Origin of the sequence: Phytopseudomonas punonensis, assembly GCF_900142655.1 — a bacterium.
Lineage (GTDB): Bacteria > Pseudomonadota > Gammaproteobacteria > Pseudomonadales > Pseudomonadaceae > Aquipseudomonas > Aquipseudomonas punonensis.
In genome coordinates, this window is the sequence record NZ_FRBQ01000002.1 from 492,714 (window position 1) to 513,524 (window position 20,811).

18 protein-coding genes are annotated in these 20,811 nt (G+C 63.1%); 12 read left to right on the plus strand and 6 right to left on the minus strand.

Annotated features, from left to right (window positions below; genetic code table 11):
- Window positions 1–140 precede the first annotated feature (140 nt).
- On the plus strand, window positions 141–533 hold the full coding sequence (locus tag BUC40_RS09000) for a hypothetical protein (protein WP_073264777.1): 393 nt from the start codon (window positions 141–143) through the stop codon (window positions 531–533).
- A 44-nt stretch (window positions 534–577) separates the two neighbouring features.
- Here the strand turns inward: BUC40_RS09000 and BUC40_RS09005 are convergent, their stop codons facing one another.
- Entirely contained in the window at window positions 578–835 is a 258-nt protein-coding gene (locus BUC40_RS09005) for a YgaP-like transmembrane domain (RefSeq protein ID WP_073264779.1), read from the minus strand.
- Window positions 836–846: 11 nt separating this feature from the next.
- Window positions 847–1,224, minus strand: a complete 378-nt coding sequence (locus BUC40_RS09010; RefSeq protein ID WP_073264781.1) for a Rho termination factor N-terminal domain-containing protein — start codon at window positions 1,222–1,224, stop codon at window positions 847–849.
- Between the two features lie 220 nt (window positions 1,225–1,444).
- On the opposite strand from BUC40_RS09010, the gene BUC40_RS09015 reads away from it, so the two are divergent.
- The 3 genes from BUC40_RS09015 (at window position 1,445) to katE (ending at window position 6,711) form a co-directional block, all read left to right on the plus strand.
- Entirely contained in the window at window positions 1,445–1,843 is a 399-nt protein-coding gene (locus tag BUC40_RS09015; protein ID WP_073264783.1) for a DUF2513 domain-containing protein, read from the plus strand.
- A 19-nt stretch (window positions 1,844–1,862) separates the two neighbouring features.
- The gene (locus BUC40_RS09020) at window positions 1,863–4,319 is read left to right on the plus strand and encodes a glycogen/starch/alpha-glucan phosphorylase (protein ID WP_073264785.1); all 2,457 of its coding nucleotides are present in this window, start codon (window positions 1,863–1,865) and stop codon (window positions 4,317–4,319) included.
- Window positions 4,320–4,539: 220 nt separating this feature from the next.
- Window positions 4,540–6,711 (plus strand): catalase HPII, encoded by a 2,172-nt coding sequence (gene katE, locus BUC40_RS09025; protein WP_167369147.1) that lies wholly within the window; start codon window positions 4,540–4,542, stop codon window positions 6,709–6,711.
- Between the two features lie 387 nt (window positions 6,712–7,098).
- Here the strand turns inward: katE and BUC40_RS09030 are convergent, their stop codons facing one another.
- From BUC40_RS09030 to BUC40_RS09040, 3 genes are read right to left on the minus strand one after another with little or no spacing between them, the layout of a single operon-like run.
- On the minus strand, window positions 7,099–7,347 hold the full coding sequence (locus tag BUC40_RS09030; RefSeq protein ID WP_073264789.1) for a hypothetical protein: 249 nt from the start codon (window positions 7,345–7,347) through the stop codon (window positions 7,099–7,101).
- Window positions 7,344–7,934: an NAD(P)H-binding protein gene (locus BUC40_RS09035; protein ID WP_073264791.1), complete on the minus strand. Its 591-nt coding sequence runs from the start codon at window positions 7,932–7,934 to the stop codon at window positions 7,344–7,346. The genes BUC40_RS09030 and BUC40_RS09035 overlap by 4 nt, the downstream gene beginning before the upstream one ends.
- Before the next feature lie 9 nt (window positions 7,935–7,943).
- A complete protein-coding gene (locus BUC40_RS09040; RefSeq protein ID WP_073264793.1) occupies window positions 7,944–8,162 on the minus strand; it encodes a hypothetical protein in 219 nt (72 codons plus the stop codon).
- 208 nt (window positions 8,163–8,370) lie between these two features.
- On the opposite strand from BUC40_RS09040, the gene BUC40_RS09045 reads away from it, so the two are divergent.
- The 7 genes from BUC40_RS09045 (at window position 8,371) to glgB (ending at window position 19,065) form a co-directional block, all read left to right on the plus strand.
- Entirely contained in the window at window positions 8,371–8,859 is a 489-nt protein-coding gene (locus BUC40_RS09045) for an MgtC/SapB family protein (protein WP_425272919.1), read from the plus strand.
- Between the two features lie 65 nt (window positions 8,860–8,924).
- Entirely contained in the window at window positions 8,925–9,167 is a 243-nt protein-coding gene (locus BUC40_RS09050) for a hypothetical protein (protein ID WP_073264817.1), read from the plus strand.
- Window positions 9,168–9,285: 118 nt separating this feature from the next.
- A complete protein-coding gene (gene ku / locus BUC40_RS09055) occupies window positions 9,286–10,110 on the plus strand; it encodes a non-homologous end joining protein Ku (protein WP_073264819.1) in 825 nt (274 codons plus the stop codon).
- 11 nt (window positions 10,111–10,121) lie between these two features.
- Window positions 10,122–12,695, plus strand: a complete 2,574-nt coding sequence (gene ligD, locus BUC40_RS09060) for a DNA ligase D (RefSeq protein ID WP_073264821.1) — start codon at window positions 10,122–10,124, stop codon at window positions 12,693–12,695.
- 409 nt (window positions 12,696–13,104) lie between these two features.
- Window positions 13,105–15,114, plus strand: coding sequence for an alpha-1,4-glucan--maltose-1-phosphate maltosyltransferase (locus tag BUC40_RS09065; RefSeq protein WP_073264823.1), 2,010 nt, complete (start codon window positions 13,105–13,107; stop codon window positions 15,112–15,114).
- Window positions 15,115–15,229: 115 nt separating this feature from the next.
- On the plus strand, window positions 15,230–16,864 hold the full coding sequence (locus tag BUC40_RS09070; RefSeq protein WP_073264825.1) for a putative maltokinase: 1,635 nt from the start codon (window positions 15,230–15,232) through the stop codon (window positions 16,862–16,864).
- Window positions 16,861–19,065, plus strand: coding sequence for a 1,4-alpha-glucan branching protein GlgB (gene glgB, locus BUC40_RS09075; protein WP_073264827.1), 2,205 nt, complete (start codon window positions 16,861–16,863; stop codon window positions 19,063–19,065). Before BUC40_RS09070 ends, glgB begins: the two co-directional genes overlap by 4 nt.
- Before the next feature lie 98 nt (window positions 19,066–19,163).
- Here the strand turns inward: glgB and BUC40_RS09080 are convergent, their stop codons facing one another.
- Window positions 19,164–19,448: a hypothetical protein gene (locus BUC40_RS09080; protein ID WP_073264829.1), complete on the minus strand. Its 285-nt coding sequence runs from the start codon at window positions 19,446–19,448 to the stop codon at window positions 19,164–19,166.
- Between the two features lie 228 nt (window positions 19,449–19,676).
- Between BUC40_RS09080 and BUC40_RS09085 the strand changes: the two genes are divergently transcribed.
- A complete protein-coding gene (locus tag BUC40_RS09085) occupies window positions 19,677–20,765 on the plus strand; it encodes a DUF1615 domain-containing protein (protein WP_073264830.1) in 1,089 nt (362 codons plus the stop codon).
- Window positions 20,766–20,811: the final 46 nt, after the last annotated feature.

Here is a 20,811-nt window from a genome sequence, read left to right on the forward strand (position 1 = left end):
GGCATCGGTTTAACGCTACTACAGTCTGCCGCATGGCATATCGAGCCATCGGCGCCGTGTCGTCATCTATCTGGCATACAATGCCCAGCCGCCTCGTTGCAGAGCAGTGCGGTGCCTATCAGATGCTATGGAGTGAACACATGAAGACCCTGATGGCCGGTTTCGCCGCTGTGCTGCTTCTAGCCGGCTGCACCAGCCCTGGCAAACCTGCCGCACTGCAAGTCCCGGTGGCTGGCAAGATCAACCCGACCCGCGTGCAGGTAACCCCGAGCGACCCCGATATCGAGGCTGCCAAGGCCAGCTTGTTCACGGCTATCGATGCCAAAGGTGTCGAGTTCGATTCGCTGTTTGGCACCGCAGCCAATGCGGCGGGTGATGATCTGGCCGTATGCGGTTTCGCCAAACGCGACGATCAGGAAGAGTCGTTGTACTTCGCCTATTACAACGGCGAACTGCTGCTCTGGGATGAGGCCGCGCCCCACGGCACCAGCACCGAAAACCAGTTTCTGGCGATGATCTGCTCCTATCGCTGACCGATATAGTCAGCTACAGCGGCGCCGCAAAGGCACCGCTGTAGCTACCCGAGCAGACGCCGCGGCGGTGGCAGACGTTTTATCGTCACTTTCGGCGCTCGGGCTGCCATGCGCCGTTTGGCCGGGCAGATGCCGGTCACGCCGCGAAAGATGCCCAGGGCGCCGGCAGCGATATCGGTCAGACCGAACACGCCGCGAATCGCCAGACCTTTGCGAATCAGCAGAACGCCGCCGGCGATGGAAATAACCCGCTCCATTGGCGCCAGGTTAACTGCGCTGACTTTAAGTGGCTGTTCAGACATGGGCTGCTCCATCAAGAGGCTGTTTTCAAGGCGCTGATCAATTCATCTTTGCGCATGGTAGAGCGCCCGCTGATATGTCGAGCGCGCGCCATGCGTAGCAGTTCCTGCTTGCTCTGACTTTCCAGCGGTCGGCTCGGGTGGGTTTCGCCGCGACGGCTGGCGGCTGCCTGGCGCGCGGAGTCTTTACGAGCATTGGCCTTCTGCGAGGCACTGGTTTCACTACCTGAACCGCCGGCCCGCTTACCACCGCCGGACTGTTTGTTGACGGTTGCCCAGGCGCGAGCCCGAGCCTCATCTTCGGGGATGCCACGCTCCTCGTAGCCCGATTCAATGGCTGCCGCCTTGCGCTTCTGGGCCGTGGTGTACTTGTCTTTGCTGCCACGTGGCATGTCGGTCTCCTCGTCAGCGCCTGTGCGAATCGATACCACTCTGGCAGGTCGGCAACTGGCTGAGTTCAGGGCGTTGGATGAGTGGTCGTCAGCAATTGGGCAGACGGATTGAACTCTGCTGCACGTCGCAGACTCATTGCTAAGTGCTTTTGGGGGGCAGGGCGCGCCAAGCTCTGGCATGCGCCCGCCAGCCACTGAACCTACTTTTGGGAGATCGACGATGAAACGCGATTGGGAACTGATCCGTGAGCTGCTGCTGCAGATCGAAGCGTTGGAAACCGGGCACCATTTTTATCCGCAGACCGTTGGCGAGCATTCGGCCGATTCGGTCAGCTACCATATTCATCTGATGTGCCAGGCCAATCTGATCGAGTGTTCCCAGCACCATCCGTGGAACGGTGCGCCAGTGGCAATCGCCAATGGCCTGACCCTGACCGGTCACGACCTGCTCGACGGCATTCGCGAAGACTCGCTGTGGCAGGCCAAGAAAGCCTATTTGCAGGCGCGCGCTGGCGGCATCACCTATGAAGGTCTGAAAAACGCGCCGACCGCTGATTCCATGATGTTCACCGCCAGCCGCGGTGCTGAAGAGGGTCACAACGGGCACGTCTACAACTGACTCAGGGAGCGAACCTGTGATGGCCGAGGAAGCAGCGAAAGCAACAGACACTGTCGATACTTTCAAACAACTGATCCTGGCCAAGCTCAGGTATTCGGTGGGCAAGGACCCGGGTAACGCCTTTGCCCACGACTGGTTCGAAGCGGTCGCTCTGGCGGCCCGCGACCATCTGATCGACCACTGGGAAGATGCTTCCCTGCAGGTCGATCGTCAGGAACAGAAACGTGTCTACTACCTCTCGCTGGAGTTCCTGATCGGTCGCCTGTTGGTCGACAACCTCAGCAACCTCGGCTTGCTCGACACCGCCCGCGAAGCGCTCGCTCAGCTGGATGTGGACTTCGAACAGATTCGCAATCTCGAACCTGATGCCGCTCTGGGCAATGGCGGTCTGGGCCGTCTGGCCGCGTGCTTCATGGAGAGCATGGCGACACTGAACATCGCCGCCCACGGCTACGGCATTCGCTACGAGCACGGGCTGTTTCGCCAGGTAGTGGTCGATGGCTGGCAGCAGGAACACACCGAAACCTGGCTGGATTTTGGCAACCCCTGGGAATTCGAGCGCCCCGAGGTCAGCTACAGCGTCGGCTTCGGCGGCAGCGTGGTGAACCTGGCCGAGTCCGCCGACATTTCGCGCCACGAGTGGCAACCCAACGAGCAGGTTCGCGCCATCGCCTATGACACGCCAGTGGTCGGCTGGCGGCATTCGAGCGTCAACACCCTGCGCCTGTGGCGAGCCCGCGCCGAGGAAGATTTGCAGCTGGAGCGCTTCAATGCCGGCGATCACTTCGGCGCAGTAGCTGACGTGGTCAGGGCGGAAAGCATTTCCCGGGTTCTATACCCGGCGGACAGTACCGAAGCCGGCCAGGAGCTGCGCCTGCGTCAGGAGTTCTTCTTCGTCTCCGCGTCGCTGCAGGACCTGATCGCCCGGCATCTGCAGTTGCACCTCGACATTCATTCGCTGCCCGACCGCGTCGCCATCCAGCTCAATGATACGCACCCGGCCATCGCCGTGGCGGAGCTGATGCGCCTGCTGGTCGACGTGTATCGCCTGGAATGGTTCGAGGCTTGGAAGCTGACCACCGCCACGTTGTCTTACACCAACCACACCCTGCTGCCCGAGGCGTTGGAATCCTGGCCGGTGTCGTTGATGGAGCGTTTGCTGCCGCGGCACATGCAGATCATCTACCTGATCAACGCGTACCACATCGATTCGTTGCGCGCCAAAGACATCCACGACTTCGACCTGCTGCGTTCCATCTCGCTGATCGACGAGGATCATGGCCGCCGTGTGCGCATGGGCAACCTGGCGTTTCTCGGCTCGCACAGCATCAACGGCGTGTCGGCGCTGCACACCAACCTGATGCGCAAGAGCGTGTTCAGCGATTTCCATCACCTGTACCCGGAACGCATCAACAACAAGACCAACGGCGTGACCTTCCGCCGCTGGCTTTATCAGTCCAATCCGCAGCTGACCGAGTTGTTGGTCGGCGCGCTGGGCGACGGCGTGCTGGATTCGCCGGAAACCACGCTGCGCTCGCTCGAGCCTTTCGCCGCCAAGGCGCCGTTCCGCAAGCAATTTGCCGCTCAGCGTCAGCACGCCAAGCGTGCGTTGGCCGAGCTGGTACGCGAGCGCATGGGCATCAGCGTGGATACTCAGGCGATCTTCGATGTGCAGGTCAAACGTATCCACGAATACAAGCGCCAGCTGCTCAACCTGCTGCACACCGTGGCGTTGTATCAGGCGATGCGCAACGACCCGGCCACCGACTGGGCGCCGCGGGTGAAGATCTTTGCCGGTAAGGCTGCGGCCAGCTATCACCAGGCCAAGCTGATCATCAAGCTGGCCAATGACATCAGCCGCACCGTCAATGCCGACCCGACGCTGCGCGGGCTGCTCAAAGTGGTATTCATCCCCAACTACAACGTCAGCTTGGCCGAAGTGATCATCCCGGCGGCGGATCTTTCCGAGCAGATCTCCACGGCAGGGCTGGAGGCGTCCGGCACCAGCAACATGAAGTTCGCCCTTAATGGCGCGCTGACCATAGGTACGCTCGATGGCGCCAACGTGGAAATGTCCGAGCAGATCGGCCGCGAGAACATGTTCATCTTCGGCATGACCGCCCAGCAGGTTGCGGTGCGCTCGCGGCGAGACCTGAACATGAGCGCCGAGGTGGCGGCCTCCGAGCGGCTCGCTGGCGCCTTGGAGGCGATTCGCTCCGGAGTGTTCTCGCCGGATGATCCGGGTCGTTATGCCGGGCTGATCGATGGCCTGCTGGCCCATGACCGTTTCCTGGTCTGCGCCGACTTCCAGGCCTACTGGGACGCGCAGCGCAAAGTCGACATGCTGTGGCGCACGCCGGATCGCTGGTGGCAGACGGCGGTGCTCAACACCGCGCGTACCGGCTGGTTCTCTTCGGATCGCACCATCCGCGAATACGCCAAGGACATCTGGAAGGTCTCCGGCATCGACGACTGATCCCTCGCGGTCAACAGAGCCCGGCGTGTCCACCACGCCGGGCTTTTCTATGTCTGGGGTATGTCGCAAGGCCAGTATGCCGTTCGTCTCACAGTGGCCCCGTACCCTGGTAAACAAGCCGAACGTCCCGGCACTGGTGTCCTCACATTCCCAGGGGCGCTGATCCACCTTTGCCTGAGCGTGGGCGCCCGCATCCCGTTTGCAATGTCACTCGATCGAGCTGGCGGGCCAAAGCAATACTGAGGAGATACGGATGGAAGCCAACGACAAGGGCCGCACCAGCGAGCTCGCCGGAACTGACACGCCGGATCGCAGCAACAGCAACAAGAAGCTCGAGCAACTCGAGCGCTTTCGTGAAGACGCCACCGGCCAGGCACTCACCACCGACCACGGCACGCGCATTGCCGACAACCAGAACAGCCTGCGTGCAGGCGAGCGCGGCCCGTCGCTGCTCGAAGACTTCTTGCTGCGTGAAAAGCTCACCCACTTCGACCACGAGCGCATTCCTGAGCGCGTGGTGCATGCGCGCGGCGCGGCGGCCCACGGCTACTTCCAGGTCTATGAGGACCTGAGCGAGCTGACCAAGGCGGATTTTCTTACCGACCCGAGCAAGCAGACCCCGGTGTTCGTACGCTTCTCCACCGTGCAGGGCCCGCGCGGTTCGGCCGATACGGTGCGCGACGTGCGCGGCTTCGCCACCAAGTTTTATACCGACGAGGGCAATTTCGACCTGATCGGCAACAACATGCCGGTATTCTTCATCCAGGACGCCATCAAGTTTCCGGACTTCGTGCACGCCGTGAAGCCCGAGCCGCACAACGAGATTCCCACCGGCGCCTCGGCCCATGACACCTTCTGGGACTTCGTGTCACTGACCCCGGAATCGGCCCATATGGTGCTCTGGACCATGTCCGACCGCGCTATCCCGGTAGGCTTTCGTGGCATGCAGGGCTTTGGCGTGCACACCTACCGGCTGGTCAACGCCGAGGGCCGTGCGCACTTCGTCAAGTTCCACTGGCGGCCAGTGGCCGGGGTGTTCTCGCTGGTCTGGGACGAGGCGCAGAAGCTCGCCGGCAAGGATCCGGACTTCCACCGTCGCACCCTGTGGGACGACATCGAGAACGGCGACCCGCTGGAGTGGGAACTGGGTCTGCAGGTGATCCCCGAGGAAGACGAGCACAAGTTCGACTTCGACCTGCTCGACGCCACCAAACTGGTGCCCGAAGAGCTGGTGCCGGTACGCGTGGTCGGCAAGCTGGTACTGAACCGCAACCCGGATAACTTCTTCGCCGAGACCGAGCAGGTGGCCTTCCAGATGGCCAACATCGTGCCCGGTATCGACTTCACCAATGATCCGCTGTTGCAGGGCCGGCTGTTCTCCTACACCGACACCCAGCTGCTGCGCCTGGGTGGGCCGAACTTCAACGAAATTCCGATCAACCGCCCGGTGTGCCCGTTCCACAACAATAACCGCGACTCCTTCCACCGCCAGACCATCAACAAGGGCCGCGCTTCCTACGAGCCAAACTCCATCGACGGCGGCTGGCCGAAGGAAACCCCCGAAGCGCCGAAGGGCGGCGGTTACGTCAGCTACCCCGAAGAGGTCTCCGGGCCGAAGATCCGCAAGCGCGCCGAGTCGTTCGGTGATCACTTCTCCCAGGCCCGGCTGTTCTTCCACAGCATGAGCGCTGCCGAGAAAGCCCATATCATCGCGGCCTACAGCTTCGAGCTGGGCAAGGTCGAGCGCATGCATATTCGCAAGCGTCAGGTGCACGAGATTCTCGCCAATATCGATCTGGATCTGGCCAAGCAGGTGGCGGCCAATATCGGTGTCGATGCGCCAAGCGGGCCGACCGTGCAGGTGCCGGAGATCTCGTTGAAAGAGTCGCCAGCGCTGAGCCAGATGAACCTGCTGCCGGGCAATATCAAGTCGCGCAAGGTGGCGATTCTGATTGGCGACGGCGTAAAGCAGGCCGATATCGATGCGCTCACTGCCGAGCTGGACAAGCAGGGCGCGCAGTTCAAGCTGCTGGCGCCTAGCGCCGCGCCGGTGAAGAGCGATGCCGGCAAGCAACTGGTGCCGAACGACTCCATGCAGGGCCTGCCGTCGGTGGCCTTCGACGCGGTGTGGGTACCGGGTGGCGCAAGCTTCGCCAAGGCCTTGGAAGGCGATGGCGTGGCGCTGCATTACCTGCTCGAAGCCTACAAACACCTCAAGGCTATCGGTCTATGCGGCGAGTCGGCCGACCTCCTCAAGCTGTTGCGTCTCAAGGAAGATGACGGTTTGCTGAGCGGGCAGGCGGGTAGCGCGCTGGTGCAGCCGTTCACTGCGGCTATTGCCAAGCACCGTGTATGGGCTCGCGAGCCGCTGACCAAAGCGATTCCGGCCTGATGTGAAAAAGCCCCTGCGCCGCAAGGTGCAGGGGCTTTCATTTGCTTAGGGAGTGGGTGTCAGACGCTATTTCCAACCAGTCGGATCGATTTCATCGTCTTGCCTGCAAGGTGGCGAAAGCGGTCGTCCCCCTATCCCGTGGCAGCGGGCTGGGACGTCTAGTTCGTAGGGTGGACGACGCTTCACCCGTCCACCGCCCCGTGAGCGCAACGGTGGATGAAAAGAGCGTCATCCACCCTACGAACTATCCCGTGGCAACGGGCGGGGACGCCTAGTCCATGCCCGTGATTTTTCGCGGGCATGGCCCGCTCCCACAATCGGTCAGTGACGGCTGCCTTTTACCTGTAGCAGTCTCTTTAATTTCGCCTAATGATCGTCAACAGATTCTTAGCTGGTCAGCACATGCGCATGCTGCTGACAGGTACGCTGGGCGCGAGCGCGCAGTTTGGCGCGCCGTGGCGCATGCTGACGGCGCCAAGCTGGATCGCGTGGCGAGGCGGGCAGGGGTGGGAATTCCTCGGCCAGCTGGGCCTCGAGCTGATAGCGGCTAAGCAGGCGCAACATACCCCACAACATAGCCGCCGATACCAGCAGCCAACCGGAAATCATCAATAGAATGTAGCTTTCAGGACTCATGGTGCCTCCTCGGCCTGCAGGCGAGGGTCGATGTACAAACGCTGTTTGACGCTCGTGCCCTGCAGGCATTGGTCTATCACGCTGCAGGCATATTGTTGCAGCGTCATGAATGCATTTGGCTCTGTGCCTGGCGCGTCGACCAGCGTCCAGCTCAGCGGCGACTTGTGCAGGCTGTGTTGCAGATGTTCGACTTTCTCAGCGGGCAGCGCCTCGTTGCTATCGAGCCAGCCGTGTACGCCGATCAGCAGCAGGCGTTCCACCTGCGCGGTCGGCAACCCTTCGAGCAAGGCGATGGTGGCGTCATAGGTGCGCTCGAAGCCTGCCGCATCACCGCCAGCGCGCAGCTGCCGGCTATTGAGCACGGCGATGACTGCATCAACCCCGGCGACGGCGCGCGCCACGCTATCAGCCTTGAACGGCGTGCCGCTCTTGGCACTGAGCTTTGGGCGCGCGGCGATATCAGTTGGGTCATCGACGATCAAAATGACCTGCAGGCCGCGCTCCAGCAGGGTTTCCTGCAGGGCGTCGGTAATCTTGTCCGGCGCGCCGTACAGGGCAATTTTCTCGATGGGGCGTTGATCGCTCATGATTTCCGCTCAGGTATGTCGCTGTTGACCAGGCTCTTGGTCGGTGGAGTCGCCCAACGGCTTTACATCGATATCGGTGATCTCGCTCGGCAACTCACTGCTGTGCAGCGATTCGATGTGATAGCGCGCCTGTTCGGGCGTGAGCACTGGCGCAGCCGTTTGCACCTCGGTGGATTTCTTCTGCTTGCCAAGCCGGTAGCTGACGAGAAAGTAGTGATTTCTGGACATCCCAACCTCTTTTCGTCTGGCGCTTGTAGCGCGTGTCGGCTGTTCGCCTGTCATCACAACTGACTGGCCGGCGTTGGCCGACGTTCAGGTTTTTCGCCCAGCGGTATGCCGTCAAAAAAGCCAAACCTCTGCCTGCCGTTGGGGTCGATTGCAGCAGCGTGGCGGGCGCTGCGCTGATTTCCTGATCGAGCAGGCTGGAGCAATCGACTTGAGTTTCTGGGACGCGGTACTGGCCACGCTGGCCAACGAATTTTCCGATCTAAACTCGCCCGAGCAGTTCACGCAGGTCACCCTGCGCCTGCTGCTGGCGGCGCTGTTGGGCGGCTTGCTGGGGCTAGAGCGCGAAACCAGCGGCAAGGCCGCCGGCGTGCGCACCCATATGCTGGTAGCCATCGGCTCGGCGATGTTCGTGCTGGTACCGGCGCAGATGGGAGCCGAGCACGATGCCATGAGCCGGGTCATTCAAGGCCTGGTGGCCGGTATTGGCTTCCTCTGTGCGGGCACCATCATCAAGGGTGATTCGATGACAGAGGTGAAAGGCCTGACCACCGCCGCGGGCATCTGGCTGACTGCCGCCATCGGCATCACTATCGGCATGGGCCGCGAGGCCACCGCAGTGCTGGCTACGCTGATGGCGCTGTTCATTTTCAACACCGTGCCGCACCTGATTGCCTGGCTGGAAAAGCGCGCGCGTTGAATACGGGAACGTCTTGGCGCCGGCCACGCTCCTATAGGGTATCGGGTGAATCAAGGGAGCCTGGGATGTTCCGAGACTTCAAGGGATGCATTGCCTGGACGGACGCCATGAAGGATGGCCAGCATTACGTTGGCCTGATCGAGTACCAGCCAAAATGCGCTGGCGCCGCCGTGCAGCTGCTCTGGGTGCCTGCCTTCGGTTCGGTGTGCGAGAGCGAGGCGGAAACCGCCGCCGACAACCTGCTGCGGCAGATCCGTGACATCACCATCGACGGCGACGTGGTCTACCGCGACGGCGTCGCCCTGTAGATCCCCTTTCTTCGCGGCCTGATCCTGCGCCGCCGCCGTGCCCTCCGGCGGATCACTGAAACTTTTGTTTTCGCCGCTCAGTCACCCGTACAGATTCAATTCACGGGAGATCTGCCACATGGCGCGTGCAATCTGGAAAGGGGCGATCAGTTTCGGGCTGGTCCATATTCCCGTATCACTGGTTTCGGCGACCGAGTCCAAGGGCATCGACTTCGACTGGCTCGACTCGCGCAGCATGGAGCCGGTGGGCTACAAGCGCGTCAACAAGGCCACCGGCAAGGAAGTCGACAAGGAGCACATCGCCAAGGGCGTGCAGGTGGAGAAGGGCCGCTACGTGATCATCAGCGAGGACGAGATTCGCGCCGCCCACCCCGAGTCGACCCAGACCATCGATATATTCGGCTTTCTCGATGCCAAGGACATTCCCCTGCAGAACATCGAGCGGCCCTACTACCTGGCGCCGGACAAGCGCGGCGAAAAGGTCTATGCACTGCTGCAGCAGACCCTCAAGGATTCCGGCAAGGTAGCGCTCGCCAATGTGGTGTTGCACGTCAAGCAGCACCTGGCGGCGCTGATGGTCGACGGTGACGCGCTGATTCTGGTAATGCTGCGCTGGCCCGATGAGGTGCGTGGCCTCGATACCCTGGAACTCAGCACGGCGGTTACCGGTGCCAAGCTCAGCAAGGGCGAGCGCGACATGGCCAAGCGCCTGGTGCGCGACATGACTATCGAGTGGTCGCCCGACGAATACCAGGACACCTTCCGCGACGAGATCATGAAGCTGGTCGAGAAGAAGGCCAAGGCCGGCAAGATCGAAGACGTGGAAGGCGGCGAGCGCAAGCCGGCCAGCAAGAGCGCCGACGTCATCGACCTTACCGATCTGCTCAAGCGCAGCCTGGAAGGCAATTCCAGCAAGCCTGCGCGCAAACGCTCATCCAAGTGAGGTGAGCGGCAATGGCCAAGGCAACCAGCGATTACAACCGCAAGCGCAATTTCGACTCCACCAGCGAACCCCGGGAATCCGGCCGGCGCAGCCGCGCCAAGGCCGGAGCGCTGAGTTTCGTGGTGCAGAAGCACGATGCGCGGCACCTGCATTACGATTTTCGCCTGGAGCTGCAGGGCACCCTGAAAAGCTGGGCCGTGCCCAAGGGTCCCAGCCTCGACCCCAAGCAGAAGCGTCTGGCCGTGCATGTCGAGGATCACCCGCTGGCCTATGCCAGCTTCGAGGGCAGCATCGCCGAGGGCAATTATGGGGCGGGTGATGTGATCGTCTGGGATCATGGCATCTGGCAGCCCGAAGGCGATCCCGTCGCGGCGTACGAGGCCGGCAAGCTCAAGTTCACCCTGGTCGGCGAGAAGCTCAGCGGCGCCTGGACCCTGGTACGCACGCGTTTGAAAGGCAGTGGCGACAAGCAGCAATGGCTGCTGATCAAGGAGCAGGATGACGTGGCCAGGCCGGCCGACGAGTACGACATTGTCAGCGAACTACCAGCCAGCGTGATCAGCGGCGAACTGGTCGGCGGCATGGCCAAGCCGGCGGCCAATCAGGCGGGCAAGACCAAGACGCGCAGCAAGGCTCCGGCAAAGGTGGTCAAGACCAAGACCAAGGCAAGCAAATCCGCCCAATCGACCATGCCGGACACCCTATCGCCGCAGCTGGCAACCCTGGTCGAGTCGCCCCCGGGCGGGGACTGGCTCTACGAGATCAAGTACGACGGCTACCGCATCATGGCGTGCGTCAAAGATGGCGAGGTGACCCTGTTCAGCCGCAACGGCCACGACTGGACGGCGCGCCTGGCGCCCCAGGCCAAGGCCCTGGCCAAGCTGGGGCTCGGCGACAGCTGGCTGGATGGCGAGGCGGTGGTGCTCGACGAGCAGGGCATGCCGGATTTTCAAGCGCTGCAGAACGCCTTCGATGACGCGCGCAGTGGCGACATCCTGTACTTCCTGTTCGACGCACCCTGGCTCGATGGTGTCGATCAGCGGGAGTTGCCCGTCGAGCAGCGCCGTCAGGCGCTGCAACAGAAACTGCCGAAACGCAAAGGTCCGCTGCGTTTTTCCGAAGCCTTCGAGGTCGATCACCAGAGCGTGTTGGGCAGCGCCTGCGCATTGGGTTTGGAAGGGGTGATCGGCAAGCGTGCCGGCAGCCCCTATCGCTCCTCGCGCAGCGCCGACTGGATCAAGCTCAAATGCCGGCAGCGCCAGGAGTTCGTGGTGGTCGGCTTCAGCAAACCCCAGGGCAGCCGCTCGGGGTTCGGTGCGCTGCTGCTGGCAGTCAACGAGGCCAAGGGCTTGCGCTACGCCGGGCGGGTCGGCACCGGCTTCAACGAGGCGCTGCTTGGCAGCCTGCACAAACGCATGAAGGCATTGGCGCGAGACGACGCGCCGTTGCACAAGCAACTCAGCGCGGCGCAGCGACGTGGCGTGCAGTGGATTGAGCCGCAACTGGTGGTCGAGGTCGCGTTCGCCGGTTGGACCGGGGAGGGTCTGGTACGCCAGGGTGCTTTCGTTGGCGAGCGCACTGACAAACCGGCCGAGCAGATCGTCGAGGAACGGGCGGCGCCAGCCAAGGCAGTGGAAGAGGGCGCAACGGGCAGGCAGGCCGCTGGCAAAGGCGGCACGCGAAAGGGCCGCGAGCAGATTGGCGAGGTATCGGTCAGCCATCCCGAACGGGTCATCGACGAGCAGAGTGGCAAGACCAAGGGGCAGCTCGCGCGTTTCTATGCCGAGATCGCCGACTGGGTGCTACCCGAGGTACGCAATCGCCCGGTTTCGCTGCTGCGCGCACCAGGCGGTGTCGGCGGTGAACAGTTCTTCCAGAAACATGCCGAGCGCCTGGACATACCCAACATCCGTCACCTGGACGCCGAACTCGATCCCGGCCATGACCGGCTGATGACCATCGACAGCGTGCCGGCCCTGGTGGGAGCGGTGCAGATGTGCACCATCGAGCTGCACACCTGGAATGCCGCCTACGCGAGCATCGAGCGGCCGGACCGGCTGATCCTCGACCTCGACCCGGATCCGGCGCTGCCCTGGCGCGCCGTGCTGGAGGCCACGCGCCTGAGCCTGTCGGTACTCGACGAGCTGGGCCTGGAAACCTTCGTGAAAACCAGCGGCGGCGCCGGCATGCACCTGGTGGTGCCGCTGGCGCGGCACGTCGACTGGGACACCCTCAAGGCCTTTGGCAAGGCGATCTCGCAATTCATGGCCAGCGAGCTGCCGGATCGCTTCAGTGCCCGTATGGGGCCGAAAAATCGCATCGGCAAGGTCTACCTGGATTACCTGCGCAACGGCCGCGGTGCCAGCACCGTGGCCGCCTACTCGGTACGTGCGCGGCCGGGCTTGCCAGTATCGGTGCCGATCAGCCGCGAGGAGTTGGGGCAATTGCGTGACTCCAGGCAGTGGCATATCGGCAATCTGCAGCAACGCCTGGCCAAGCTCGAGGACGATCCCTGGGCCGGTTATGCCAACCGCCAGCGCATTACCAACGGCATGTGGAAGAAGCTCGGCACCGAGGCGCCCTGAGAGCCTTTTTACGATCTAGGGGCTCGACTTCAGCGCTTTGACTGCAAAGTAGTGGGAGCGGTCATCGGCGCAGTACCTGTGGGAGCGGGCCATGCCCGCGATTTTTCGCGCGCATGGCGCGCTCCCACAGTGGATCGGCTGCTCTTGCCTTGTAGCAGCCTATTCAATGTCGCCTTGACGATCGTACGCAGGTTCTAAGGCGCATTTACCTCGCCTCGGAAACTCTGAACTTTGCCAAAGCCGCCAGGTTCGGAGATAGACAGGTCGCGGCACCAGGGAAACCCTGCGACAGAGCAGGGCGACAGGTGCCGACGGCAACCCGCATTCAGATACGCACTGTCGCGTACAGCCCGTGGCATGCCACGGTGCAACAGCTTATACGCCTGCCAGGCGTGAGGAGCCCGTTTCGATGCCATCCGCTTATCTGCAAGAGCCCGATCGTTTGAACCATGGCGAATTGTCGCTGGAGCGCGCGCTGGAATTGCCACGCCTGGCCATCGAAGAGGTCGAGCCGCAGGTTGAGCAGGGGCGCTTCGCCGCCAAGGCGATAGTCGGCGATAAGGTCACCGTCAGCGCGCTGATCTTCGCCGATGGCCACGACAAGCTGGCCGGCGAAGTACTCTGGCGCGACGTGGGCGCGACGGACTGGCACCGTGAGCCGCTGGTGGATGTCGGCCTCGAGCGCTGGCAGGCCGAGATCACCCCGCAGCGCGTCGGTGAAGTCGAGTTCCTTATCGAAGCCTGGTGGGATGTGTACGCCAGCTACTGCTACGAGCTGTCGAAGAAATTCGGCGCCGGAGTGACCATCAACCTCGAATTGCAGGAAGGCGAGGCGTTGCTCAGCCAGGCTGCCGAGCGCGCCGAGGGCGAGCTGGCCATTACCCTGCAGGCTCTGCGTGACGAATTGGTGGAGCTGCAAAGCCTCGACGAGCGCGTCGCGCTGCTGCTGGCCGCGGAAACCGTGGCGCTGGTGCGCCGCGCCGAGGGCCACCCGCATCGCACCCGCAGCGCGACTTATCTGCTCGACGTCGAGCGCCCGCTGGCGCGGTTCGCCAGTTGGTACGAGCTGTTTCCGCGTTCGGAAACCGACGACCCGGCGCGCCATGGCACCTTCCGTGACGTGATCAAGCGTTTGCCGGCGATCCAGGCCATGGGCTTCGACGTGCTGTATTTCCCGCCGATCCACCCGATTGGCACCACCCACCGCAAGGGCCGCAACAATTCGCTGACGGCGGGCCCGGACGATCCTGGCAGCCCCTACGCCATCGGTAGCCCCGACGGCGGCCATGAGGCCATTCACCCGCAGCTCGGCACCCGCGAGGATTTCGTCGCGCTGGTGGAGGCAGCCCGTGACCACGACCTGGAGATCGCCCTGGATTTCGCCATCCAGTGCTCGCCCGATCACCCGTGGCTGCAGCAGCATCCGGGCTGGTTCAGCTGGCGCCCGGACGGCACCATCCGCCATGCGGAAAACCCGCCGAAGAAGTACGAAGACATCGTCAACGTCGACTTCTACGCCAAGGACGCCGTGCCCGACCTGTGGCTGGCGCTGCGCGACGTGGTGCGCGGCTGGGTGGAGCTGGGCGTGTACCAGTTCCGCGTCGACAACCCGCACACCAAGCCGCTGCCGTTCTGGGAATGGCTGATCGCCGACATCCGCAAGAGCCACCCGCAGGTGATGTTCCTCGCCGAGGCCTTCACCCGCCCGGCGATGATGGCGCGCCTGGGCAAGGTGGGTTTTACCCAGAGCTACACCTATTTCACCTGGCGCAATACCAAGGCCGAGCTGGAAACCTACCTGACCGAACTCAACGAAGCGCCATGGCGCGATTGCTACCGGCCGAACTTCTTCGTCAACACGCCGGACATCAACCCGTACTTCCTGCACCACAAGGGCCGCGCCGGCTTCCTGATCCGTGCCGCCCTGGCGACCATGGGCTCGGGGCTGTGGGGCATGTATTCGGGGTTCGAGATCTGCGAGTCCCTGCCGGTGCCGGGCAAGGAGGAGTACCTGGACTCGGAGAAGTACGAGATCCGCGTTCGCGACTACCAGGCGCCGGGCAATATCGTTGCCGAGATCGCCCAGCTCAACCGCATTCGCCGGCAGAACCCGGCGCTGCAGACCCACTTGGGCTTCAAGGCTTACCCCTGCTGGAACGACAACATCTTGTTCTTCGGCAAACGTACCGCCGACCGCGAGAACTTCATTCTGGTGGCCGTCAGCCTCGATCCACACAATGCCCAGGAAGCCCACTTCGAGCTGCCGCTGTGGGAGCTGGGCCTGGATGACCACGCCACCACCCATGGCGAGGACCTGATGACCGGCCACACCTGGCAGTGGCACGGCAAGACCCAATGGATGCGCATCGAGCCCTGGCACCAGCCGTTCGGCATCTGGCGCATCCGTGTGGCGAGCTGAGGAAGCGGTCGATGGCCTGCACCTTTTTCAATGACCGCAGCGGATCGGACCACTCAATGGTCTGCTCACTTGGCCGCCCTATGGCTTCCGGTTTCTTCTCGCCGAGGAGGCGCAAATGACCAGCTCGCACATATCACCGGCCAACCCCACGCCGGAGCTGACCACTTTGGTGATCAACAACCAACTCGGCGAGCTGCTGCAATTACCCGCCCGCGCGACCCTTGAGCAGGAATCGCTGCCCGCCTATCTGCCCAAGCGCCGCTGGTTCTCCGGTGGGGCCGGGGACGTCAAGCAGGTCAAGCTGCTGTACGCCACTCCATTCGGCAGCGCGGACGAGCCTTACGTGCTTAGTGAAGTGGAAGTCGTCCGCCATTCCGGTAGCAGCGAGCACTACCAAGTGCCACTCGGCTATGTTGGCGAGAGAGAAGCGGGCAGTGGTCTGCCGCAGCAACTGGCCCTGGCCCGGCTGCGTCGCGGTGTTCAGGTGGGGCTGCTCACCGATGGCTTCACGCTGCCGGGCTTCGTGCGCCATGTGATGGGCCAGCTGAGCGAGCGCAGCGTGCTGGGCTGGCAGGGCAGCGAGATTCAGTTCGTGCCCACCGCGCGCCTGCAGGAACTGGGCGACCTGACCTCCGCGGAGATCAAGCTGATCTCCGCGGAGCAATCCAACAGCTCGGCGATCATCAACGAGCAGGCCGTGCTCAAGCTGGTGCGCCGCGTGCTGCCGGGCATCCACCCCGAGGCGGAAATCGGTGGCTACCTGACTGCCGCCGGCTTCGAGCACATCGCGCCGTTGCTTGGCGAAGTGCGCCGCGTGGACGAGGGAGGCGTGCCCCACACATTGATGATCCTGCAGGGCTACCTGAACAATCAGGGCGATGCCTGGCAGTGGACATTGAACAAACTGGAACGCGCGGTCCGTGAGGAACTGGCTGGCGGGCATGCCGAACAGGGCAACTCGCACAGTGCCCTGGCCGAGCTGGAAACCTTCGCGGGCCTGCTGGGCAAGCGCTTGGGCGAGATGCACGTGGCGCTCGGCCAGGCCAGTGACAACCCGGATTTCGGCTATCGTGAAACCGGCGACGCCGAAGTGGCCGAGTGGTCGCAGAACATCACTGCCCAGGTACGCGAGGCGCTGAAAGTGATTGCCGATGGGCGCGGGCATCTGCCGGGCGAGGCGGCCAACCAAGCAGACTGGCTGGCAGCGCGCCACGAGCAGATTCTCGAACGGGTCGACGACCTGGCGCAGCGTTCGGCGGGCGGCATTCGCATGCGCGTGCATGGCGATCTGCACTTGGGCCAGGTGCTGGTGGTGCAGGGCGATGCCTACCTGATCGATTTCGAGGGTGAGCCGACACGCACGCTGGAAGAGCGCCGCGCTTTCTACAGTCCGCTCAAGGATGTCGCCGGCATGCTGCGCTCCTTCGACTATGCCGCCGCGATGGCCACGCGCAGCGCCCAGAGCGCCGAGGCAACGCCTGAGGGCGAGCAGGCTCGTCTGCATATCGCCGAGCTGTATCGCAGCCAGGCCAGAACGGCATTCAACGAAGCCTACCGGCTGGCGGCAGCTGATCTGCCCCACGCCTGGCATGACCGCGAAGGTGAAGTGGCAGCGCTGGCGCTGTTCTGCATCGAAAAAGCGGCTTACGAAATTCTTTATGAAGCGCGCTATCGGCCCGATTGGCTGGAAGTTCCGGTGCAAGGGTTGATAGAGCTGAGCAAATATCTTTTGGGGAGCGGTAAACGATGAGCAATGGAGAAACCGATCGCCAGGTGGCGGGTATCGAGCGCGCTGCCGTCGAGGCCCTGATCAGGGGCGAACATGGCGACCCGTTTTCGATTCTGGGCCCCCACGCGTTCGCCCATGGGCTTACGATTCGTACCTACCTGCCCGGCGCTCTGGGCGTCGAGCTGATTCACGCAGTGAGCGGCGAGGTGCTCGGCAGCCTTGAGCAATCCAGCGTGCCTGGGCTGTTCAGCATCCGCATCGAGCAGCAGGTGCCGTATCGCTACCGCATCACCTGGAGCTCCGGGGTTCAGGAAACCGAGGACCCTTATGCCTTCGGCCAACTGCTTGGTGAAATGGACCTGTATCTGTTTGCCGAGGGCAATCACCGCGAGCTTGGCAAGAGCCTGGGTGCCCAGTTCACCACTCACGAGGGCGTGCAGGGCGTGCGCTTTTCGGTATGGGCGCCGAATGCCCGTAGGGTGTCGGTGGTGGGCGGCTTCAATGGCTGGGATGGGCGCCGTCACCCGATGCGCCTGCGCCAGCCAAGTGGCGTGTGGGAGTTGTTCATCCCGCGCCTGACGCCGGGCGAAGTCTACAAGTACGAAATTCTTGGTCGCGACGGCCTGTTGCCGCTGAAGGCCGACCCCATGGCCCTGGCTACCGAGTTGCCGCCGGCCACCGGTTCGGTGGTGTCCGCACCGCTGCAGTTCGACTGGCACGATGATCAGTGGCTCCAGCAGCGCCAGGCCCAGCAGGGTTACCAGGCGCCGATGTCGATCTACGAATTGCACGCCGCCTCCTGGCGCCGCGAGGGCGGCGAAGAGGGCCGCCTGCTGAGCTGGAAGGAGCTGGGTGAACAGCTGATCCCCTATGTGCAGCAGCTGGGTTTCACCCATATCGAGCTGATGCCGATCATGGAGCACCCGTTTGGCGGCTCCTGGGGCTATCAGCTCCTCTCGCAGTTCGCGCCCACGGCACGCCATGGCAGCCCGGCGGATTTCGCCGCGTTCGTCGACGCCTGCCACCAGGCCGGCATTGGCGTGATCCTCGACTGGGTGCCGGCGCATTTTCCTACCGACGCCCACGGCCTCGGTCAGTTCGACGGCACCGCGCTGTACGAATACGCGCACCCGTTCGAGGGCTTCCACCAGGACTGGGACACCTACATCTACAACCTCGGCCGCACCGAAGTGCACGGCTTCATGCTGGCCTCGGCGCTGCACTGGCTGCGCACCTATCACATCGATGGGCTGCGGGTGGACGCCGTGGCGTCGATGCTCTACCGCGACTATTCGCGCAAGGACGGCGAGTGGATTCCCAACCGTCATGGCGGCCGCGAGAACCTGGAAAGTATCGATTTCCTGCGTCACCTCAACGACGTGGTCGCTCAGGAAGTGCCCGGCGCGCTCGTGATTGCCGAAGAATCGACCGCCTGGCCAGGCGTTAGCCGGCCGACCCAGGAAGGCGGCCTGGGCTTCGCCTACAAGTGGAACATGGGCTGGATGCACGACAGCCTCAAGTACGCAGCCGAAGATCCCCTGCATCGCCAGCATCATCATCACCAGCTGACCTTTGGCCTGCTGTATGCGTTCTCCGAACACTTCGTGCTGCCGATCTCCCACGATGAGGTGGTGCACGGTAAGCGCTCGCTGCTCGACAAGATGCCCGGTGACCGCTGGCAGAAGTTCGCCAACCTGCGTCTGTACCTGAGCTTCATGTGGAGCCACCCGGGCAAGAAGCTGCTGTTCATGGGCTGCGAGTTCGGCCAGTGGCGCGAGTGGAACCACGACCACGAGCTGGACTGGTACCTGCTGCGTTACGGCGAGCACAAGGGCGTGCAGCAACTGGTCAGCGACCTTAACGGCCTCTATCGTCATGAGCCGGCGCTGCACCAGCTCGACGGCAGTGCCGAAGGCTTCGCCTGGCTGATCGGTGACGATGCCACCAACAGCGTGTTCGCCTGGCTGCGGCACGACAAGGACGGCTTACCCTTGCTGGTGGTGCACAACTTCACGCCGGAGCCGCGCAACGGCTATCGCATCGGCGTACCGAAAGAGGGCGCCTGGCACGTGTTACTCAACAGCGATGCCGAGCGCTACGCTGGCTCCAATGCCGGCAGTCAGGGTGGGCTATTCAGCGAGGCGGTGGCCAGCCATGGCCAGCCACAATCGCTGAGCCTGGATCTGCCACCGCTGGCCACGCTGGTGCTCAAACCTCAGTAAAGCGAGAAGGGGTGGGCCGATCTCTCGGCCCACCCCTTCTTCGTTCAGGCGCGGATCATCGTCCACGACCTCAGGCTTTGTTCAGAAGCCTTTTAACCTTAAACGTATGGCTGCGCGGCGAAACCACGCGGCAGGCGGTTGCGGCTTGGCAGATCGGTCAGGCGCTGCTGCCAGGAGGTGCGCCAGTCGGTACGCGGCTGCGCGACCTTGGCCTTGCGGGAGGCTCGCCGTGCGGCATTCCGAGTATCACGACGTGCCTGCTTGTACACCTCAGTGTTGCGGCAGTTGCGGCATTTGACCTGGTTCAGTTCCTTGCTGGAGGCGAGTTTCTCGCCATGGGTGCCGCAGGCGAGATGACCGTCGATCTTGTAATGGGTAACCATGGGTGGATCTCCTTGCTCATATCGATCCTGGAGCGCAACTCGCTCCTCGTCCGCAGGCCGGAGAATACCGGCCGTTGTGAAAGGTTGACCGCTTCGCTTGTTAGTCGGTTCGAACCCTTTTTTCCGGTCAGAAAAGCGCTGCATGCAGGCACGCCCAGGAAATAATCGCGGACGGCGCGGCGCCCGCGTTGTCAGAGGCTCAAACCTGCCCATTCTGAGGACTTCTCGGTGCCGTCTCTTTTCCTGCGTTCACCCGCTGCGCTGCTGGCCCTGCTACTGGCTGGTTGCGCTAGCCAGCCGCGCGAGCCGGCGCCCAAACCGGCAGAAGTGCGCGCGCAGATCGTTCGGCTGATGCCGATGAATACGCCTGATCGTGAAGGCTGGGCCGCTGATATCTATGCTGCCTTCGCCGCCCAGGAAATCGCGCCGACCACCGAGAACATCTGCGCCGTGCTGGCGGTGACCGAGCAGGAGTCGACCTTTACCGCCGACCCGCAGGTGCCGGGCTTGGCCAAGATCGCCCGCGCCGAAATCGACCGCCGCGCCGCCAGCCTGCATGTGCCGCGGCTGCTGGTGAATGCGGCGCTGCGCATTGAATCGCCAACCGGCAAGACCTATCAGCAGCGCCTCGACAGCGTGCGCACTGAGAAGCAACTGAGCGAGATATTCGATGACTTCACCGGCATGGTGCCGCTCGGCCGCCAGCTGTTCGGCACTCTCAATCCGGTGCGTACGGGCGGGCCGATGCAGGTCAGCATCGCCTTCGCCCAGGCCAATGCCGAGGGCTATCCGTATCCGCCGGACGGCTCGATTCGTCGCGAAGTCTTCAGCCGCCGTGGCGGCATGTATTTCGGCATTGCCCATCTGCTCGGTTACCCGGCCAATTACCCCAAACCGCTGTACCGCTTCGCCGACTTCAACGCCGGCTGGTACGCCAGCCGCAACGCGGCGTTTCAGAATGCCGTCACCAGTGCCTCGGGCATCCCCCTGGCGCTCGATGGCGACCTGATCATTCATGGCAGCAGCAAGGCGGGTTCCACCGAGCTTGCTGTGCGTTCGCTGGGCAAGCGCCTGAATATGAGCGAGCGGGCGATTCGCCGGGATCTGGAGCAGGGGGATACCTTGGATTTCGAGGAGAGTCGCCTTTACGAGCGCGTGTTCGCTCTGGCCGATGAGGCCGAAGGCAAACCCGTGCCGCGTGAGCTTCTACCCGGCATCGTGCTGAAAAGCCCGAAGATCACGCGCCGGCTGACCACGGCCTGGTTCGCCGAGCGCGTCGATACGCGCCATCAGCGCTGCATGGCGCGGGCGCGCTAGCGCTGCACAAACCTTCCAGAATTTGCGCAACGGCTCAGGTAGCATA